Origin of the sequence: Pseudomonas sp. MF6776 (assembly GCF_016613125.1) — a bacterium.
Lineage (GTDB): Bacteria > Pseudomonadota > Gammaproteobacteria > Pseudomonadales > Pseudomonadaceae > Aquipseudomonas > Aquipseudomonas iridis.
On the sequence record NZ_JAENSQ010000021.1, the window covers coordinates 1 to 16,678 of the forward strand.

A 16,678-nucleotide genomic window follows, 5' to 3' on the forward strand; every position below is an offset into this window, starting at 1 on the left:
TCGTGTAAACACTGCTCACCGATCACGCTGCGTTGCAGCAGCGCGGCGGCTTTTTCACCGCTTTCCGCGTCGTAGACCTCCCAGCCCACGGCCTTGCGGCTGTAAATATCCTCGATCAGATAGAGGTAGTAATACTTTCCGCGTATCGGCGAGGGCAGATACGTGATGTCCCACGACCACACCTGATTGGGCGCTTTGGCCGCATGCGTTGTCGGTGCTGCGTGCCTTCTGGGCCGCTGGCTGCGGCCTCGATGTTGTTGTTGGCCTGCCGCACGTAGAACGCGATAAAACGTCGCCTCCGACGCCACATAACGCCCTTGATCGGCCAGCCGCGGCACGATCTGGCTCGGCGGCAAGTGGGCGTACTCCGGGCTGTTACACAGCGTCACAATGGTCTGACGCTCGACTTCGCTCAGTGCATTTCGCGGTGTTGGCCGTGTGACAATCGTTCGGGCATCGGCCTGGATAACCTCTGTTTCAGTCCAACGTTGCAAAGTCCGCAGCGATAGACCGATTTCCTGGCACGCCCTGATTTTTCTGGCTCCTGCCGCCACCGCGCTACCCAGCCAGGCAACGATTAACTGGCGCTCTGGCAAAGATGTTAGTTGTCCTCGTTGTCGTTCGTCCCCCAGTAGTCGTTGAGCTTTTTTCGCAGCACCAACAACGCGGCTGTTTCAGCGAGCGCCTTGTCTTTGCGGCGCAGTTCGCGCTCAAGTTCCTGGATGCGTTTCTTGTCCTTGCGAGATTGCTCGCGATCTTCTTTTTGCTGAGCCTTTGTCGATTTCTGGCCGGTGATAAAAGCTTGTCGCCAAGCCGTGATTTGTTCGGGGTAAAGACCTTTGCGGCGGCAATACTCGCCGAGGTCGATCTCGGACAAACCGGCGGCTTCAAGCACGACAGCAAACTTGGTTTCGGCTGACCAGTTCTCGGTCAACGGCTTGTTTTCGGACACTGCATTTCCTTCAGAACTGAGCTGCTTGCGCCAGTTGGACAAAGACATTTCGCTGACCCCTTCGCGCCGGGAAACCTCGGCCATCGACAGGTTCAGCGGGGGAAGCAGCATTTTAAGTAATGCGGCTCTGCGTTCAGGTGAATAGTACGGCACGACCAGTCTCTTTCCGCCCCCGATATGCTTTTTTAGGAAAAATCGGAGAGGCGACAACTATCCTGACACCGGGGGCAATGCGCGATTGGATGACTGCCGTGGGTCGAAATTATTTTTGCTCAGGCGAATGAGCCGAGGGGTACAGGGGGATTTGCCAGCCCCCCGGTTTTATGAGCGAGGTTTGTTGATTTCCCGGAGCAAGTCCGCGACGGGAATGTGCATGGTGTTTGAATAATAGGGTTTATAGCCGTAGGCGGTGACGACGACTTTGCAGGGGATTTGTTGTTTGTTGGAAAGAAGTTGGTTCATTTCTGCTACTGACAAGTCTCTTTCCGAGCTACGGTTGTCAGAGGTTTCAGTGATAAACGCAGGGGTGAGATACGAGAATTTTGTCTCGTTAGCTTGATTTTTTTCAGACCTGATCAAGCCGATTGCAGAAAATCGTATGGCTTTACCAACCGAAAAGTCGTGGTCATCTGCCAAAGCACACCTAAGCGTGCCTGAGATCATTCCCTGCCTTTCTCCTCGGCCAAAAAGGTCCAGAACGTCAACATCCGACTGATACCTGATTACGTATAAAAGAGATCGTTCTCTTTCTACAGATACAAAAATCAAATTTGCTGGAGGCTGTAAATGGTCTTTTGCACACCCGGAACAAATAGCTAGAACCACACAAAGGAACAACTTATACATCACGAAAACTCCTTCATGATTGAGTCAAACAGCAAGTCACTTGCAGATTTGGCCCCGGCTATATGGGCGGTAAACAGCCCCAATGCATTTGCATGATTAGCGTCTACGTCTGCAGGCGCCCATTTTGGCGCCTGCATTTGATGAGCAAATGGCGATCACATCACCGCGCCGGAGGCACCCGAATATCCCCCGCGCGGCACTGAGTCTTCACACCCTTGCCGCACGCGCCAAACTGCAGATCCTTGCCCATGCACACGCGCACTTCCGACAACTCCGGGCCACTGCAAATCACCGCGATGCCATCAGCGGGAATCCCCGGATTGGCCTTGCGAAACAAGTCGGAAATTTCCTGCGCCTCGAAGTAATACGACGTACTGAACGGTTGCAACTCCTGGGGAATTTTCACCGTGCCAACCGCTTTATCCGCCGCATCCAGGTACCCCATTGCACCGAGGCCGCTGCAAGTGCCGTGCTTGGACCATTCGTGATCGAGGAGTTTTTTGGTCGGGAACAACGTCATGCCTTTGTTGCTTTCCGCGGCCGACAGTGTGGTCAGCGGCGGACAGGATTGCGGCCAGCCGCCCTTGGCGTATTGCGGCCACAAGCCGTGCAGGACAAAGCCATAACCCTTGCCGGAACACTGCACGTCGTCCTTGTGTGTCAAACAGAAGGTCGGCGACCAGGACAGCGTCAGCAGGTAATAATCGAACACCCCCGCCACCGACTCCGCTTGCGCCTTGCTCGACTGCGATTGGCGCGCCGAACTCAGGCCGATGCTACCGGCCGTCAGCGCAATCACTGCCAAAATTGTAAACAGCTTTTTCATGTACCCGCTCCTTGGGACGCCTGCGTCCGTGGTTTCTAACCTGACCAGACTGGTCAGCGCAGATTTGGACACGCTTGTGTTGCAAGCGCATGACGCACGGCAACGTTGTACGCCGTTGAAAGGTCTACGATTAATAAGCAGACACCACAAACAGGGAACCGAAATGAGTAAAGCAGACGAACTCGCCGCGAAGCTCAAGCAAACCCGGCATAGCCACGCGGACGACATCACCTGCGCCGAACTGGAGATCGATTGCTGGCCCGCGCAGGTGTATGCCCTGTACCACCGCATCGAAACCTGGCTGCAACCGGTGACCGAAGTCGGCCTGAAAATTCGGCGCAATCCTACGCATATCTGCGAAACCTCTCCGGACGGCGAATCCCACGATTACGCTATCGATCAGTTGGTGATCGAAGCGAATAACCAAACCCTGACCTTTGATCCCATCGCACGATTTACCGAAGACGGCGCCGGACGCGTGCAAATCACCCTGCCGGACAGAAACACCTATCTGCTGCGCACCGTCGATGAACATCACGAAAGCCACTGGTGGATGCAAACCGTTGAAACCGGGCAACAGCTGGATGCCATCGCGCTGACGGAGAACAACCTGTTGTCGGTGGTGCAGGAAGGACTCGCGCTGTAGGAAAGATTACTGCCTGCGCGCCGAGCAGAAATCGACGATCACCTGCGAAACAGCGGCGATCATCTGCGGATCGGCGTGCGAGGCTGTAAACAAACGAAATTGCACATCCGGCAACAGCGGCAACCCCAGTTCGGGCCCCAACGCGGCGAGCCCCGGACCGAGCTGACTGGCTGCCATCGGCGAGACGGCAAACCCGGACAACGCCGCCGCGCGCAAAGCGGCGGTGCTGGTGCACAGCATCGCGGTGCGCTGGGCAATGCCGGCCTGCGCCAGTCGGGTCAATGCGGCTTCGCGATACGGACACGGCTCGGGGAATAGCGCCAGCGGCAACGGTGACGGCAGATGCACAAGCGGTTGCGCCGACCACGCCCACACCAACGGTTCCTGCCAAAGCAAAAGTCCGGAGGCCCCGGTCTCGCAGAGCGATCCAATCACCAGTTCCAACTCGCCCTGTTTCATCAGGCCGAGCAACGTGCCGGGAATATTGACCTGGACGTCGATCTCCATCCCCGGATGCTGCGCCGCGCAATCCTGCAAAGCTCGCAATAGACGCGCCTCAACAAAATCCTCCGACACGCCGATCCGCACGCGCCCCGCGAACGGCGTGCGCGTCAGCTGCGCCCAGGCATCGCGGTTCAACGCCAGAATCGTCCGCGCATAGGCGATCAGTCGTTCGCCATCCGGCGTCAGTTGCTGGGACCGTGTGGTGCGTTTGAGCAAGGGTTTGCCGATCTGCTCCTCTAGCCGGCGCAGATGACCACTGACCGCCGACTGAGTCAGATGCAATTTTTCGGCGGCGCGGCTGAAACCGTCTTCATCGACGACGGTGACAAAAGTCCTGAGTAGGAGAGCGTCAAACATAGTGAGATACGTGATCAATGACTTGAATATTTACGATTTATAGTTTGAATCCAGCTATGTTGCAATGCCTCGCACTCTCTCATCGCATGCCGAGGCTCTACCGTGACCACCCTTCTTCACATCGAATGTTCACCGCGCAAACAACGCTCCGCCTCCCTGGAAGTCGCCCGCAACTTCATCGAGCGCCATCAGCAACACAACCCGCACACCCAAGTCGAAACGCTGGATCTGTGGGGCCTGCAACTTCCGGAGTTCGATGAAGAGGCAATGAACGCCAAATACGCCGGCCTCAGCGGCAAGCCACGGACACCGGCTCAGCAATCGGCCTGGGAAGAACTTGAAAAACTCGCCGCACACCTGCACCGCGCTGACATGCTTGTGATGTCGGTGCCGCTGTGGAATTACAGCATCCCCTACAAACTCAAGCACTACATCGACCTGGTGTCGCAGAAAGACATCCTCTTCAGCTTCGATCCCGAGCGTGGCCCGCAAGGTTTGCTGCGAGGCAAAACCGCCGTGGTCGCCTATGCGCGCGGCCTGGATTTCTCCGCGCAATCCACCACGCCCGCCGAGCGTTTCGACTTTCAGAAACCGTACATTGAAGCGTGGCTCGAATTTATCGGTATCACTGATGTACACGCGCTGATCGTCGAGAAGACGATTCTCGGTGAAGAAATGGATCGCGATTCGCGCCTTGTCGCCTCGCAACAGGCACGGGATCTGGCCGACCGACTCACTCGCTGAACGTCATCGGGATGACACCCGGGAAAGGCATTCACTACACTGAGCAACCCTTCCCTGCATAAGCCCGATCACAATGACAACACTAAAAAGCACGATGATCTTCTGCGGCCTACTGACACTCGGCACCAGCGTCCAAGCCGAGGAAGCCACTTCGCACCTCGACACCATCCAGCAACAAGGCCAACTGCGCGTCTGCACCACCGGCGACTACAAGCCCTACACCTTCAAACGCACCGACGGTGATTTCGAGGGCATAGACATCAGCATGGCGCGCTCGCTGGCCGACAGCCTCGGGGTCAAGGTCGAATGGGTGCAGACCACCTGGAAAACCCTGATGCCAGACATGCAGGCCGGCAAATGTGACATCGGCATGGGCGGCATTTCGGTGACGCTGGAGCGGCAGAAAAAGGCCTTCTTCAGCAACACCCTCGACGTCGACGGCAAGATCCCGCTGGTGCGCTGCGCCGATCAATCCAGGTACCAGACTGTCGAGCAGATCAACCAGCCCAACGTGCGCCTGGTTGAACCGGCCGGCGGCACCAACGAAGCCTTCGTCCACGCCTTCCTGCCAAAAGCGCAACTGGCCCTGCACGACAATGTGACGATCTTCCAGCAACTGCTCGACAACAAGGCCGACGTGATGATCACCGACGCCTCGGAAGCGCTGTATCAGCAGAAGTTGAAACCGGGGTTGTGCGCGGTCAATCCGCAGCAGTTCATGCAGTACGGGGAAAAGGCCTACCTGCTGCCGCGTGATGACATCAGCTGGAAGCTGTACGTTGATCAGTGGTTGCACTTGAGCAAAGTAACCGGCAAATATCAGAAGGTCATTGGCGAGTGGCTGGCGGTTCCGCAGTAAGCAGGCGGGATTGGCACTAACTGTGGAGAGAGTGGATTAATCACCTCTCCATCTGCCCAAAATTCACACTTTCAGTACCCGAGGTGCCCCATGCATGTCGACTGGCTCAACTTCACTCCGTGGTCATCCCTTGCCGGTGGCGCACTGATTGGCCTGGCGGCCAGCCTGTTGGTTGTCGGCAATGGTCGAATCGCGGGAATAAGCGGCCTGATCGGCAGTCTGCTGCAACGCAGCCGTGAAGGGACAAGTGAGAAAGCACTGTTTCTCCTAGGCCTGCTCGTCGCGCCAGTGCTTTGGGGATTGTTCACCACGTTGCCGCGCATCGAATTCCAAAGTGGCTGGTTGGGGCTGATCGTCGCCGGGCTGTTGGTCGGCATTGGCACACGATACGGTTCAGGTTGCACGAGTGGTCATGGGGTTTGCGGCATATCGCGCCTTTCACCGCGTTCAATGGCTGCCACTGCTTGTTTCATGTTCAGTGGGTTCATGACGGTGTTTGTCCTGCGCCATCTGCTGGGAGCATGAACATGATCAAGCTGAACGCTTTCATTGCTGGCCTGCTTTTCGGCCTGGGTCTGCTTCTGGCGGGCATGGCCAACCCGGAAAAAGTACTGGCATTTCTGGATTTGGCCGGTGCTTGGGATCCCTCTCTGGCATTGGTCATGGTGGGGGCAATTGCCGTCGCCATCGGCCCCTTGACCTGGGCCCGTCGGCAATCCCGATCCCTGCTGGGAAACCCCATGCAGTTACCCGTCAAACGGGAACTCGACCGACGATTGATTGGCGGCAGTCTACTGTTCGGCGTTGGCTGGGGAATTGCCGGTATCTGCCCCGGACCGGCAGTGACCATCCTGCTGACAGGCCATTGGCAAGTGATCGTGTTCGTCCTGGCGATGTTGGCGGGCATGTTGCTGTTTAGCGTACTGGAAGCCCGACGCAACGCCTGACTCTCGATCAATCGCATAGCCAGTTATCGTGCAAAATGCCGAAGCTGTACTGATTGAGACTGCTGCCGATACTGCACCGCATGCGGCGACATGCAACTTCCCTGATCGACAGCGCCGGTTCAGAATCGCTCACCTGCCAGACAAGGACATCCCCATGCAATTCCTCCCCCTCACCGACGCGAGCCCCGCCCTCCAGGCCCATGTCCGCACCCTGCGCAACCAGGAAGACGTGCGCAAATTCATGTACACCTCCCACGAAATCACCGAACAGGAACATGCCAACTGGCTGGCCTCTTTGCAGGGCAATCCACGGCAGCAAGTGTTTGTGGTGATCAAGGATGAACAGGCGGTCGGGGTTGTTTCGCTGAATGCGATTAACCAACTGCACAAGACGGCGGATTGGGCGTTTTATCTGGACCTCGGTTTGCAGGGTAAGGGCTTGGGCAGCGTGGTCGAATTCTGGATGCTTGATTACGCATTTGATGTGGCGGGGTTGGAGAAGCTGAATTGCGAAGTGCTGGCGATGAATTCGGCGGTGGTGAAGATGCATCAGAAGTTTGGGTTTGAGATTGAAGGTGTGAGGCGGCAGAACGTGGTGAAGGATGGGGTTCGGATTGACGTCGTTCTGTTGGGGATTACCAAGGAAGAATGGCTCAGCAAACGTCCGGCACTGGCCCCCGTAATCGAGCGGCTCAGTGCGAGCTGAGAGAGGTCATCTCTTCAGCCACGCACCCGTGGGGATCTGCGCCAGCGATTTGAAAGCAGGTTTGGCGAACCAATAACCCTGCATCAGATAAATGCCGCAATCGGCGAGAAAGTCTCTTTCCTGGGCATCTTCTATGCCCTCGGCGATCACCTCCACGCCCAACTCTCTGCACATGTTCACGACGTTACGCACAATGGTCTGGCGTACACGGTCAAGGTGAATATCGCGGACCAGCGCCATATCCAGCTTGATCAAATCCGGCTGAAAATCTGCCAACAGGTTAAGACCGGAATAGCCTGCGCCAAAGTCATCGATCGCTGTCTTGAAACCAAACTCGCGGTACTCACGCAAGATATTCGTCAGGTGGCTGTTCTTTTCAACGTACTCGCCCTCAACCGCTTCGAAGATCAAGCGATCTAGCGGAAACCCGTGAGCGCGCGCTGCTTCAAGTGTGCTGCGAATGCACAGTTCCGGACGGTAAACGGCATTCGGCAAAAAGTTGATCGACAGGTACTCGGTCATCCCTAACTGAGCCGCCGTGGAAATCGCCCGAACTCGACACAGTTGATCGAATCGATAACGGTTTTGATCGTCCACCTGCTCCAGGACTGACAAGGCGCCCTCACCATTCACGCCGCGAACCAAGGCTTCATGGGCAAAAGTCGTTTGATCGCGCAGATCCACTATGGGCTGGAACGCGAAGGCGAAATTCATATCCGGCGCGCCTTTGTTTTTACAGCCCTGGCAGCCTCCGGGCGAGGCGGATGATTTTGAAAAGTCGGTCATGACACCCTCTGATAACGGGTTGTAACCCTCCATGGTGATAAATAAACAGCTGCTCAGGTTATGTGCTGACCAGCCATAACTGCAGCCCAACGGCGCCTGAATATTTTGAAGGTGCCGTGGGCTCATCGTTCACCGAATCAGGTGCGGAAATGCGCGGTCATTCGCTGCAGGTCCTGTCCCAGCGACGCCAGCTCAATCGTTGCGGCCGCACTCTCTTCGCTGGCAACCGCCGACTGGTCGGCCACATCACGCACGCTGACGATGCTGCGATTGATCTCGTCGGCCACTGCACTTTGCTGCTCGGCCGCGGCCGAGATCTGCAAGCTCATTTCCTGGATCGTGCCGATGGACTGATTGATCTCGGTAATCGCCAACTCGGCTTTCTGCGCCAACTCCACCGTATCGAGAGTGCGCTCGCGGCTGGAAGCCATCAGCGCAGAAGCCGCTTGCGTGCCCTGTTGCAGGGTGACGATCAGCGCTTCGATTTCCTTGGTCGAGTCCTGTGTCCGCTGGGCCAACGAACGCACTTCGTCTGCCACCACGGCGAAACCACGACCCTGCTCCCCCGCTCGCGCCGCTTCGATAGCGGCGTTCAACGCGAGCAGATTGGTCTGCTCCGCAACGGCTTTGATCACATCGATCACTTTGCCGATCTGCTCACTGTCCTGAGACAGCACGTTCATCGCACCGCCCAACTCTTCAATGGCCACCGCGAGCTCACTGATCTGCGCCGTCGCCTGCTTCACCACCGTACTGCCGTGACGCGCCTGTTGATCGGCCAAGGTCGCGGCAGCGGACGCATCGGTCGTGTTACGCGCAACTTCCTGCACGGTCGAGGCCATTTCATGCATCGCCGTGGCGACTTGATCCACTTCACTTTTCTGCTGACGCACACCCGCGCTGGTCTGCTCGCTCATGGCCGAGAGTTTTTCCGCAGAAGTGGAAATATGCGTGACGCCATTGCCGATACCTTGAACCAGCGTGTTCAGGTTCTGCGCCATGTCCTGCATCGCATTTTGCAGATCGCCCAACTCATCTTTGCGGTTTGATTTGGCCTGTACCGTCAGATCGCCTTTGGCAATACGCCGAGCCAGATCAACCGTCAGCGCCAGCGGCGAAGTGATCTGGCGCGAGATGACCACCGAAGCAAACAGTCCGATCACCAGCGCCAACACGGTCAATACGGCCATCTGAACAAAGGCCGAGCGCTGATCTTCCCGCGCCAGGCGCTGCTGGGTGTCCATCAGGCCAGTCATGATCTTGTCCATCGCCTTGCTTTCCTGGTCGACCTGCTCGCGCATGTTCTGCTTCTGCTCAAACAGCCCGGCCACTTCCATCAATACTTCGCGATAACGACGGATGCCCGCGTGCGCTTCTTCCAGTTGACTCGACAGGGTCGCCGGCAGGCTGGAACGCGCTTTGGTGATATCGCTCAGGAACGTGTCGATGGTGTCCATCAGCACTTTTTTGTTCGCGTCGTTAGGCACCGCAATGTAACGGCGCAACATCAGGCGAAACGTGGTCATGCCGTAGCGCAAATCGGCCACCGTGCGCAGCTCCCGCACGCGTTCGCCATCGGCGGACGCCAAGGCACCGATCGTAGTGCTTTCAAGCATGTCGCCAAAGGTCTGCGCGTACTTGTCCGACAGCGCACCCAACGGTTTCAGGGCATCCGTCGTCGACTTATCGGCATCGATCAGGCGCTTTACCTTCTGGTCATAGGTAACAATCGTGGCTTGCAACGCCTTCAAGGCTTGCTGGTTTTCAGCACGCGTCAACGTTTCCAAGGCCTTGCTCACAAGGCCCTGCAAGACATTCAGCTGCGCGTGATAAGAGTCGGCGAAAGCGGCGTCAGCGGCGGCTTCGTACTGTTTCTCGGACAGACGCATATCTTGCGTAGCGTCATTCAACGTGCCAATCAGACGCGTCGTACTCAAGCGATCAACCAGCACGCTGTTGCTGTTATAGCCAATGAAGGCAACCGCCAAAACAGCCAGCAACAGAATGCCAAAACCGGTTCCCAGCTTGCGGGAAACTTTGATGTCACCCAGGAAATTCGATGCTACTGCCATATTCAGCCTCAAACGCCCTGACGCGAAACGCCGGGCACAAAAAATAGATCTTTGGCAACCGCGGTCACCGTCCAGACATTCGGGGGGTCGTCATCCAAGGCGTAATACGGGACGCTCCAGCTGTCCCGGAAATGCAAAATGCGATGCTGTTGATGCGTCAAAGAGAAACCCGACGCGAGCATCGGCAGACAAACCATCACGTCGCAAACAGGGCGTCTGCACGCAAGATTTATCGATTCAGCAAAGTATCTGGAAGGGATGCTATAAACTTTAGGAAAACTTGTACAACTTTTTATTTTTGTACAGGAAGTGGACTTTTAGCTCGGCATGATGACGCATTGCCATCACGAATTGTGGCACATCGCTACTGGCGCAAAAAGACGCTGAAAATTCCAAATCAGAACCCCGCCCCTCTGCAGCAACGGCGTGCCGCATGCCGCAGAGGGACACTGGTTTACGGCTTGATTTCAACCTTATCCAACGCCTGATTCACCGCCAACTCCGCCAACATCACCACCTGCGCAATGCCAAGCGCAGATTTGCGGCGCGAGTTATCCAGCGTCGCGGCAAAGTTGTTGAGCATCTCGGAGGCAGAACCCAGAGTTTCGCAGGCATTGGCCAACAGGGATTCCATGTCGTACTTCGGATTGGCGAGGTACATGCGTTCGGGCTCGTCGGTGCTGGCCATGATCTGGCTGGCGGGAAGGAGGTAGTGATCGAGCGCACGCTCGGCGGCTTCGTGGAGTTTTTTGGAATTGGGGGATTCGTAGGGGGATGCGGGATCGGTTTCTGGCGGGTTGGGTGATGGTTTGAACATAGATGGAACCTCTAGCGCGATTACTAAAAGAAGCCATCACCCACGCTACCAAACGATGGGTGGCGGCCATACGCGGGTTGGTAGACCGGTCGCACTAGAACCCGGCGCCCACGAATGGGCCCCACGCATGACCACCATGAAATCCGAGTCCTGGGAAAGCGACTGAACAAGGTGACGCATGCATCTAGACACGAAGCGGGCTACCAAACCCGATCACTGGTTTTCAGTGACATTGGGACGATAGAACCTGCGTGCTAGACGTACAAGCCGGCGGATTCTGTCTTACGTGTAGGGGGTGGCGCAAGGTGGTGTAGGGCTCGGGTTGTGCCAGCGTGATTCATTTAAACAAGAGCAAGCATTTCTGTTTAAATTGACGAAAAATGACGCGTGCATTGTCGCCCGTCACTGACGAAAGCAAGTCTGATACAGTCGGCAGCGGTTAATTCGATGACAGGGAGTCAAACATGGCAAAGCCAGCCGCGCGTATCACATTGAAACCCCAGCCCCTCATGTACGACCAAGAGTCAAAGTCGCTGACGGCCTTTTCGCGATGAAAACGACCAACGCTAATTTGAATCGCACAATGACTGCAAAAGATCGATATGACATCTACTGGGCATTGTCCGATACGTTCGTCGACAATGAGGTGGACTACAAATCTATCGCCCGACGGACCGAAGATTACGACCCGCTAGAAATAAAACGGATGCTCTACGAGGAAGTCGCACCTGTCTGCTACACGAATTTTGACTGCGTGATTCCAATCATCTGGTCTTTGTTTGACCCAGAACAATTAAATTCTGACATCGCGCAAATGTTGGAAGCCCGAGCAAGTAGTCGCTTTCGACGTCAGAGAGACAAACTGTTAATCCGTTGGCTTGAGTTCCGATACAAATACATTTGGAGAGATATCTCCGCTCACTATCGAAAATGAGCTGTTTTAGGCACGATCTGGTGCAAATCACGATACTCGGCCGACCAGCGTCGGCGTGTCACCACCAAGCAAGGCCACATCGATCAAAGTGCGTAAGGCTCTGCCCACCCCATTCCTGATAAACTCCCCCACCTTCGCCCCTCTGATCCAGATTCCCCCAATGCCTCTACAACCCGCCCCACTCTCCCGCCGCTTCTCCGTCGCCCCGATGATGGATTGGACTGACCGCCATTGCCGTTTCTTCCTACGCCTCCTGTCGAAGAACGCCCTCCTCTACACCGAGATGGTCACCACCGGCGCGCTGCTAAACGGCGATCACGAACGTTTCCTCCGTCACAACGAAGCCGAACACCCGTTGGCCTTGCAGTTGGGCGGTAGCGTGCCACTCGATCTGGCCGCTTGCGCTCGCATGGCGCAGGAGCACGGTTACGACGAGGTGAATCTCAACGTCGGTTGCCCGAGCGATCGCGTGCAGAACAACATGATCGGCGCGTGCCTGATGGGTCATCCGCAGTTGGTGGCGGATTGTGTGAAGGCGATGCGAGATGCGGTGTCGATTCCGGTGACGGTCAAGCATCGGATCGGGATTAATGGGCGGGACAGTTACGAGGAGCTGTGTGATTTCGTCGGGACGGTGCGGGATGCCGGGTGTACCAGTTTTACGGTGCATGCGCGGATTGCGATTCTGGAGGGCTTGTCGCCGAAGGAGAATCGCGACATTCCGCCATTGCGCTATGACGTCGCGGCGCGGTTGAAGGCGGATTTTCCGGAGTTGGAGTTTGTGTTGAACGGCGGGATCAAGACGATGGAGGCCTGCCATGAGCATTTGCAGACCTTTGACGGTGTGATGCTGGGGCGTGAGGCTTATCACAATCCGTATCTGCTGGCGGAGGTGGATCAGCAGTTGTTCGGCAGTTCGGCGCCGGTGATCAGCCGTGCGGAAGCATTGGCGCAGTTGCGACCTTATATAGCCGAGCATTTGCTGGCCGGCGGGGCGATGCACCACATCACGCGCCATGTGCTGGGCCTGGGCACCGGGTTTCCGGGGGCGCGCAAGTTTCGGCAACTGTTGTCGGTGGATATTCACAAGGCCAAGGATCCGTTGGCGTTGCTGGATCAGGCGGCGGAGTTATTGGCGGGTCGTTGATCGACGCGTTGTATGTGTGGGCAACGAATGAGCGTTGCCCGGAGTGTTGTTGTACTGACAGGATGTCTTTTGTTTATGCCCGCGTTTATTTTTTCTCGCTTGAAGCGTTACTGCCTGCTCGCCTTGTTTAGCTTCACCTCGAATGTTTATGCACATTGCGACGGGTTCTGCATGGGGAGCACCGATACGCCGTGGCAGGCCACGCAATTTTCCGGTTTCTCCATCCTTGTGCTGTTTCTCACACCTTTTTCTGCGACGAATAATACGACCGAAAACTTCAAACGTGTTTACTCCGCCGAGGAGCAGGAAGACGCGCGCTATTTCCTCGCCAGCGACGGCATGCTGCAAGCCGCGTATTTCACTTCGGCCTTGCAGCGTTTTCGTCGGGAATCCCCCGACAGCGAATTAAACGATCTCGCCGTCGCCGCGCTGATCAGCAGCCAGTAATCAGCCCGCCGCAGCCGCCGTCCAGTTCACCCAGCCAAACATCCAAGTGGCCAGAATCAACAAGCCAAACGCGATCCGATACCAGGCGAACGCGGCATAGCTATGGTTGGCGATGAACTTGAGCAAGCCGCGCACGGCGATCATGGCGAAGATGAATGCGGTGACGAAGCCCAAGGCGAAGACCGGCAGGTCGCTTGGCTGGAACAGGTCGCGGTATTTGTAGCCTGAGTACACGGCGGCACCGACCATGGTGGGCATGGCCAGGAAAAACGAGAACTCGGTGGCGGCTTTGCGCGACAGACCGAACAGCAGGCCGCCGATGATGGTAGATCCGGAACGCGAGGTGCCGGGAATCATCGCCAGACACTGTACGAAACCGACCTTAAGCGCGTCAGACCAGCGCATGTCATCGACATGCTCGACGCGAATCACATGGCTGCGCTGTTCGGCCCACAACATCACGATACCGCCGACAACCAAAGCGACGGCGACTGTGATCGGGTTAAACAAGTAGTGATGAATGGCGTCAGCGAAGAGAACACCCAGAACCACGGCCGGCAGAAAGGCGATCAACAGGTTGAGGGTGAATCGTTGCGCATTGCGCTCGGTCGGCAAGCCTTTGACGATTTCGATGATCTTCGGCCGGAATTCCCAGACCACGGCAAGAATGGCACCCAGTTGAATAATGATGTTGAACGCCATGGCGCGTTCACCGCCAAACTCCAGCAAGTCGGCAACGATAATCTGGTGGCCAGTACTGGAGATCGGCAAGAATTCGGTGAGGCCTTCTACTGCACCCAAAATCAACACCTGGAAAAAGGTCCAGAAATCCATTAATCCTCCGTCAGAGCGCTCTTGGTGAGCGACTGGTCGATAACACTCAGGGATTGAGTATCTGAAATAATACAAAGATCAAAAGATCGCAGCCTTCGGCAGCTCCTACAGGTGAATGCTTTCCAAATGTAGGCGCTGCCGAAGGCTGCGATCTTTGCTCTTGTTGGCCGAGGAGATTACGTCTTATCAAAAGACACACTCAAGCCATGTTAATAAACGTCCGCGTACGAACTAATGTGAAATTATTTAGGCACTTAGTAGGAAAAATTTCATTGCGCCAATAAAGTGTGACCTGCCTCACATATTGAAGGCTGGCTATACAGTGGCCAATGGACATAAACAAAGATGTCGTCATGAGTTCAAAATAGTGGCACAATTTCATATTGCCACCACATACTCACTAGTTCACGAAGCCGAGAAAATCAACTAAAAGCTTGAAAAGCTTATTTATTGTTAGAAAACTCGGGAGCTACGTCTAAAAACGGCGTAAATGTTACCAATTGTCAGTCACAGATGAGAACCTGTGCTTTAACATCCTGATGTCAGCACCTAATTTCGAGTCAATGCATGATGCTCTCAGGGAACTTGGCGACTAGAAGTCCGCGCCCGACAATCGACGAACCAGGTGTACTCACTTTGGGTCGAACCCGTGGCGTGGCGGAGCATTTTAGTGCGCTACTCGCAAAGCTTGTGCGAACCGATGTGGCGCTTGAAGCCAACTCGTACACTGATGCCTATATGCAGAATGAAGATTCTGCATTGTATCGAGCAATCTTCATTGTCATCGACAGCCCACAAGCACTCGAAGACAATCTTGCACTGGTCGAGAACCTGCGCAAAGACAACTTTAAGCCGCTCATTTGTGCCGTTATCACTGGCCGCGGTGCTTTCAACAAGATCAAGTACTACCTTGCCGGTGCCGACTTCTGTATCAAAATCAACACCCTTTCCGACGATAGCGCCGAGTCGTTAGGAGAATTCTTCAGCAGTGAAGAATGGCAAAGAGACATCAAACTGACACTTGATCCAACTCGGATCTGTCTGCTGAGCACAAATAAACGCCTGGACATCTCGTTTGCCGAGATGAAAATCCTTGAAGCGTTTGCGCAGAGTAATAATCACATTCTGAGCCATGATGAAATCGCCAACATCATGGGGCTCAATCCCAATTTCTACGATCCTCGTGCGCTGGAGAAGTCCATCAGTCGCTTGCGTGGAAAAATCAAGGACGTGTATGGTACAAACGCGATTCAGAGCATCCGCGGCTATGGCTATCGTTTGATGCGGGGCCTGATATCGACTGCCTGAGTCTCGGGCAGCCATCCCTTTTGCATGCTCACGAAGGATCGTCTGATGCAACGATATATCTATGGTTTTATTTCACGCCTACCTATAAAAAAGCGATCAAATGAGCGCAATAACATAACAATAAACTCAACAACATAGCAGCAGAACGAGTGGAACTTATCGAGGGCCATTTTCGGGCCCAGACCCTGCCTGTGGATTACTTCCAAGGAAGTCATTGCTCGCCTGCCGATTCACCTTTTAGCCAATTTTGGTACGCAGTTAAGGAGAGAGACATGGAAACTAGTACAACCCTCCCCAGAAAATACTTTGTTGTCGTGACCAACAGCACAGCGTCGCAACGTGAACTCGAGAACATCCTGTCGAGCGAGCGCTTCAATTCACTGGGCACGTCTCAGGCACAAATGTTTATTGAAGGTGCTACTTCGCCCTCTTCCGCTCCCATGCTGATGGAGTTCACTTACCCAAGCGGCACCCGAAAGCACGTTGCCCGCACGATTGAACATGACACCCAGCGTATATTGGCCACACTCGAATCCGAGTGGCGGGCAGCACAATCAAGCAATCCCTTTCGCAGCGCCCCGGCCATAACCGGCGAATCCGGCAAACTGCCTGTTGGTAATGAAGGCGTTACGCCGTGTACCGAAACCTGGCATCTGGATAATGATCAAGGCGCATTGGTCAAAGACGATATCGAAATCAGTCTTACCGGCCTGGAAACGGCACTGGTGAGAAAAATGCTGCATCACGAAGACCGTGTGGTCAGTCGAGATGACTTGATCCTGAGCATCGGCCGAGAGCCGGAGCAGTATCGCGGACTGGAAATGTGTCTGAGCCGTCTGCAAGACAAATTCAAAAGTGCCAGCCAAGGTGAGCGACTGTTCCGTGCCGTGAGAAATCGCGGTTATTGCCTCATCCAGGACATCGTCGCGTAAACACAGGCAATATC

The 16,678-nt window shown here is 55.4% G+C and carries 18 protein-coding genes and 2 pseudogenes; 11 read left to right on the plus strand and 9 right to left on the minus strand.

All coding sequences use genetic code 11. The features are described 5' to 3' along the window. From JJD74_RS21310 to JJD74_RS21320, 3 genes and pseudogenes are all read right to left on the minus strand, one after another. Nucleotides 1-1,105, minus strand: a pseudogene (locus JJD74_RS21310) (transposase); the annotation flags it as partial. A 168-nt stretch (nt 1,106-1,273) separates the two neighbouring features. Continuing rightward, entirely contained in the window at nt 1,274-1,798 is a 525-nt protein-coding gene (locus JJD74_RS21315; protein ID WP_200616744.1) for a hypothetical protein, read from the minus strand. Nucleotides 1,799-1,958: 160 nt separating this feature from the next. Next, entirely contained in the window at nt 1,959-2,624 is a 666-nt protein-coding gene (locus JJD74_RS21320) for a ribonuclease T2 (protein WP_115147248.1), read from the minus strand. A 163-nt stretch (nt 2,625-2,787) separates the two neighbouring features. On the opposite strand from JJD74_RS21320, the gene JJD74_RS21325 reads away from it, so the two are divergent. Then, nucleotides 2,788-3,270 carry a hypothetical protein gene (locus JJD74_RS21325; RefSeq protein ID WP_200616745.1) on the plus strand — a complete coding sequence of 161 codons (483 nt, stop codon included), beginning with the start codon at nt 2,788-2,790 and terminating at the stop codon, nt 3,268-3,270. A 6-nt stretch (nt 3,271-3,276) separates the two neighbouring features. Here JJD74_RS21325 and JJD74_RS21330 read toward each other — a convergent pair whose 3' ends face one another. After that, nucleotides 3,277-4,131, minus strand: a complete 855-nt coding sequence (locus tag JJD74_RS21330) for a LysR family transcriptional regulator (RefSeq protein WP_115147246.1) — start codon at nt 4,129-4,131, stop codon at nt 3,277-3,279. A gap of 102 nt (nt 4,132-4,233) precedes the next feature. On the opposite strand from JJD74_RS21330, the gene JJD74_RS21335 reads away from it, so the two are divergent. From JJD74_RS21335 to pseH, 5 genes are all read left to right on the plus strand, one after another. Beyond that, nucleotides 4,234-4,875 carry an FMN-dependent NADH-azoreductase gene (locus JJD74_RS21335; protein ID WP_042560110.1) on the plus strand — a complete coding sequence of 214 codons (642 nt, stop codon included), beginning with the start codon at nt 4,234-4,236 and terminating at the stop codon, nt 4,873-4,875. Nucleotides 4,876-4,948: 73 nt separating this feature from the next. After that, nucleotides 4,949-5,734 (plus strand): transporter substrate-binding domain-containing protein, encoded by a 786-nt coding sequence (locus JJD74_RS21340; protein WP_042560111.1) that lies wholly within the window; start codon nt 4,949-4,951, stop codon nt 5,732-5,734. A 90-nt stretch (nt 5,735-5,824) separates the two neighbouring features. Next, the gene (locus JJD74_RS21345) at nt 5,825-6,259 is read left to right on the plus strand and encodes a YeeE/YedE family protein (RefSeq protein WP_042560112.1); all 435 of its coding nucleotides are present in this window, start codon (nt 5,825-5,827) and stop codon (nt 6,257-6,259) included. Nucleotides 6,260-6,261: 2 nt separating this feature from the next. Next, complete coding sequence (locus tag JJD74_RS21350) at nt 6,262-6,681, plus strand: DUF6691 family protein (RefSeq protein ID WP_200616746.1); 420 nt, start codon at nt 6,262-6,264, stop codon at nt 6,679-6,681. 154 nt (nt 6,682-6,835) lie between these two features. Further along, the gene (gene pseH / locus JJD74_RS21355) at nt 6,836-7,387 is read left to right on the plus strand and encodes a UDP-4-amino-4,6-dideoxy-N-acetyl-beta-L-altrosamine N-acetyltransferase (protein ID WP_200616747.1); all 552 of its coding nucleotides are present in this window, start codon (nt 6,836-6,838) and stop codon (nt 7,385-7,387) included. 6 nt (nt 7,388-7,393) lie between these two features. Here pseH and rimA read toward each other — a convergent pair whose 3' ends face one another. The 4 genes and pseudogenes from rimA to JJD74_RS21370 all read right to left on the minus strand — a co-directional run bounded on the left by rimA (nt 7,394) and on the right by JJD74_RS21370 (nt 11,062). Then, nucleotides 7,394-8,173, minus strand: a complete 780-nt coding sequence (gene rimA, locus JJD74_RS21360) for a S6 modification regulatory phosphodiesterase RimA (protein ID WP_042560115.1) — start codon at nt 8,171-8,173, stop codon at nt 7,394-7,396. Nucleotides 8,174-8,310: 137 nt separating this feature from the next. Then, nucleotides 8,311-9,183 (minus strand): methyl-accepting chemotaxis protein, encoded by an 873-nt coding sequence (locus JJD74_RS31515; protein WP_395602944.1) that lies wholly within the window; start codon nt 9,181-9,183, stop codon nt 8,311-8,313. Then, nucleotides 9,169-10,245, minus strand: a pseudogene (locus tag JJD74_RS31520) (methyl-accepting chemotaxis protein); the annotation flags it as partial. The gene JJD74_RS31515 and the pseudogene JJD74_RS31520, both read right to left, overlap by 15 nt. A gap of 454 nt (nt 10,246-10,699) precedes the next feature. Next, nucleotides 10,700-11,062 carry a DUF6124 family protein gene (locus JJD74_RS21370; protein ID WP_200616749.1) on the minus strand — a complete coding sequence of 121 codons (363 nt, stop codon included), beginning with the start codon at nt 11,060-11,062 and terminating at the stop codon, nt 10,700-10,702. A gap of 583 nt (nt 11,063-11,645) precedes the next feature. Here JJD74_RS21370 and JJD74_RS31525 point away from each other — a divergent pair. The 3 genes from JJD74_RS31525 (at nt 11,646) to JJD74_RS21380 (ending at nt 13,590) form a co-directional block, all read left to right on the plus strand. Next, nucleotides 11,646-11,996: a DUF7079 family protein gene (locus JJD74_RS31525; RefSeq protein WP_234451823.1), complete on the plus strand. Its 351-nt coding sequence runs from the start codon at nt 11,646-11,648 to the stop codon at nt 11,994-11,996. Between the two features lie 160 nt (nt 11,997-12,156). Beyond that, entirely contained in the window at nt 12,157-13,143 is a 987-nt protein-coding gene (dusA, locus tag JJD74_RS21375) for a tRNA dihydrouridine(20/20a) synthase DusA (protein ID WP_200616750.1), read from the plus strand. A 75-nt stretch (nt 13,144-13,218) separates the two neighbouring features. Beyond that, on the plus strand, nt 13,219-13,590 hold the full coding sequence (locus JJD74_RS21380) for a DUF2388 domain-containing protein (RefSeq protein WP_115147233.1): 372 nt from the start codon (nt 13,219-13,221) through the stop codon (nt 13,588-13,590). Here JJD74_RS21380 and JJD74_RS21385 read toward each other — a convergent pair whose 3' ends face one another. Further along, nucleotides 13,591-14,424: an undecaprenyl-diphosphate phosphatase gene (locus tag JJD74_RS21385; RefSeq protein WP_200616751.1), complete on the minus strand. Its 834-nt coding sequence runs from the start codon at nt 14,422-14,424 to the stop codon at nt 13,591-13,593. Nucleotides 14,425-14,991: 567 nt separating this feature from the next. Here JJD74_RS21385 and JJD74_RS21390 point away from each other — a divergent pair. Continuing rightward, entirely contained in the window at nt 14,992-15,732 is a 741-nt protein-coding gene (locus JJD74_RS21390) for a winged helix-turn-helix domain-containing protein (protein WP_042560122.1), read from the plus strand. Between the two features lie 272 nt (nt 15,733-16,004). Further along, nucleotides 16,005-16,664: a winged helix-turn-helix domain-containing protein gene (locus JJD74_RS21395; protein WP_115147230.1), complete on the plus strand. Its 660-nt coding sequence runs from the start codon at nt 16,005-16,007 to the stop codon at nt 16,662-16,664. The last annotated feature ends 14 nt before the right edge of the window (nt 16,665-16,678 follow it).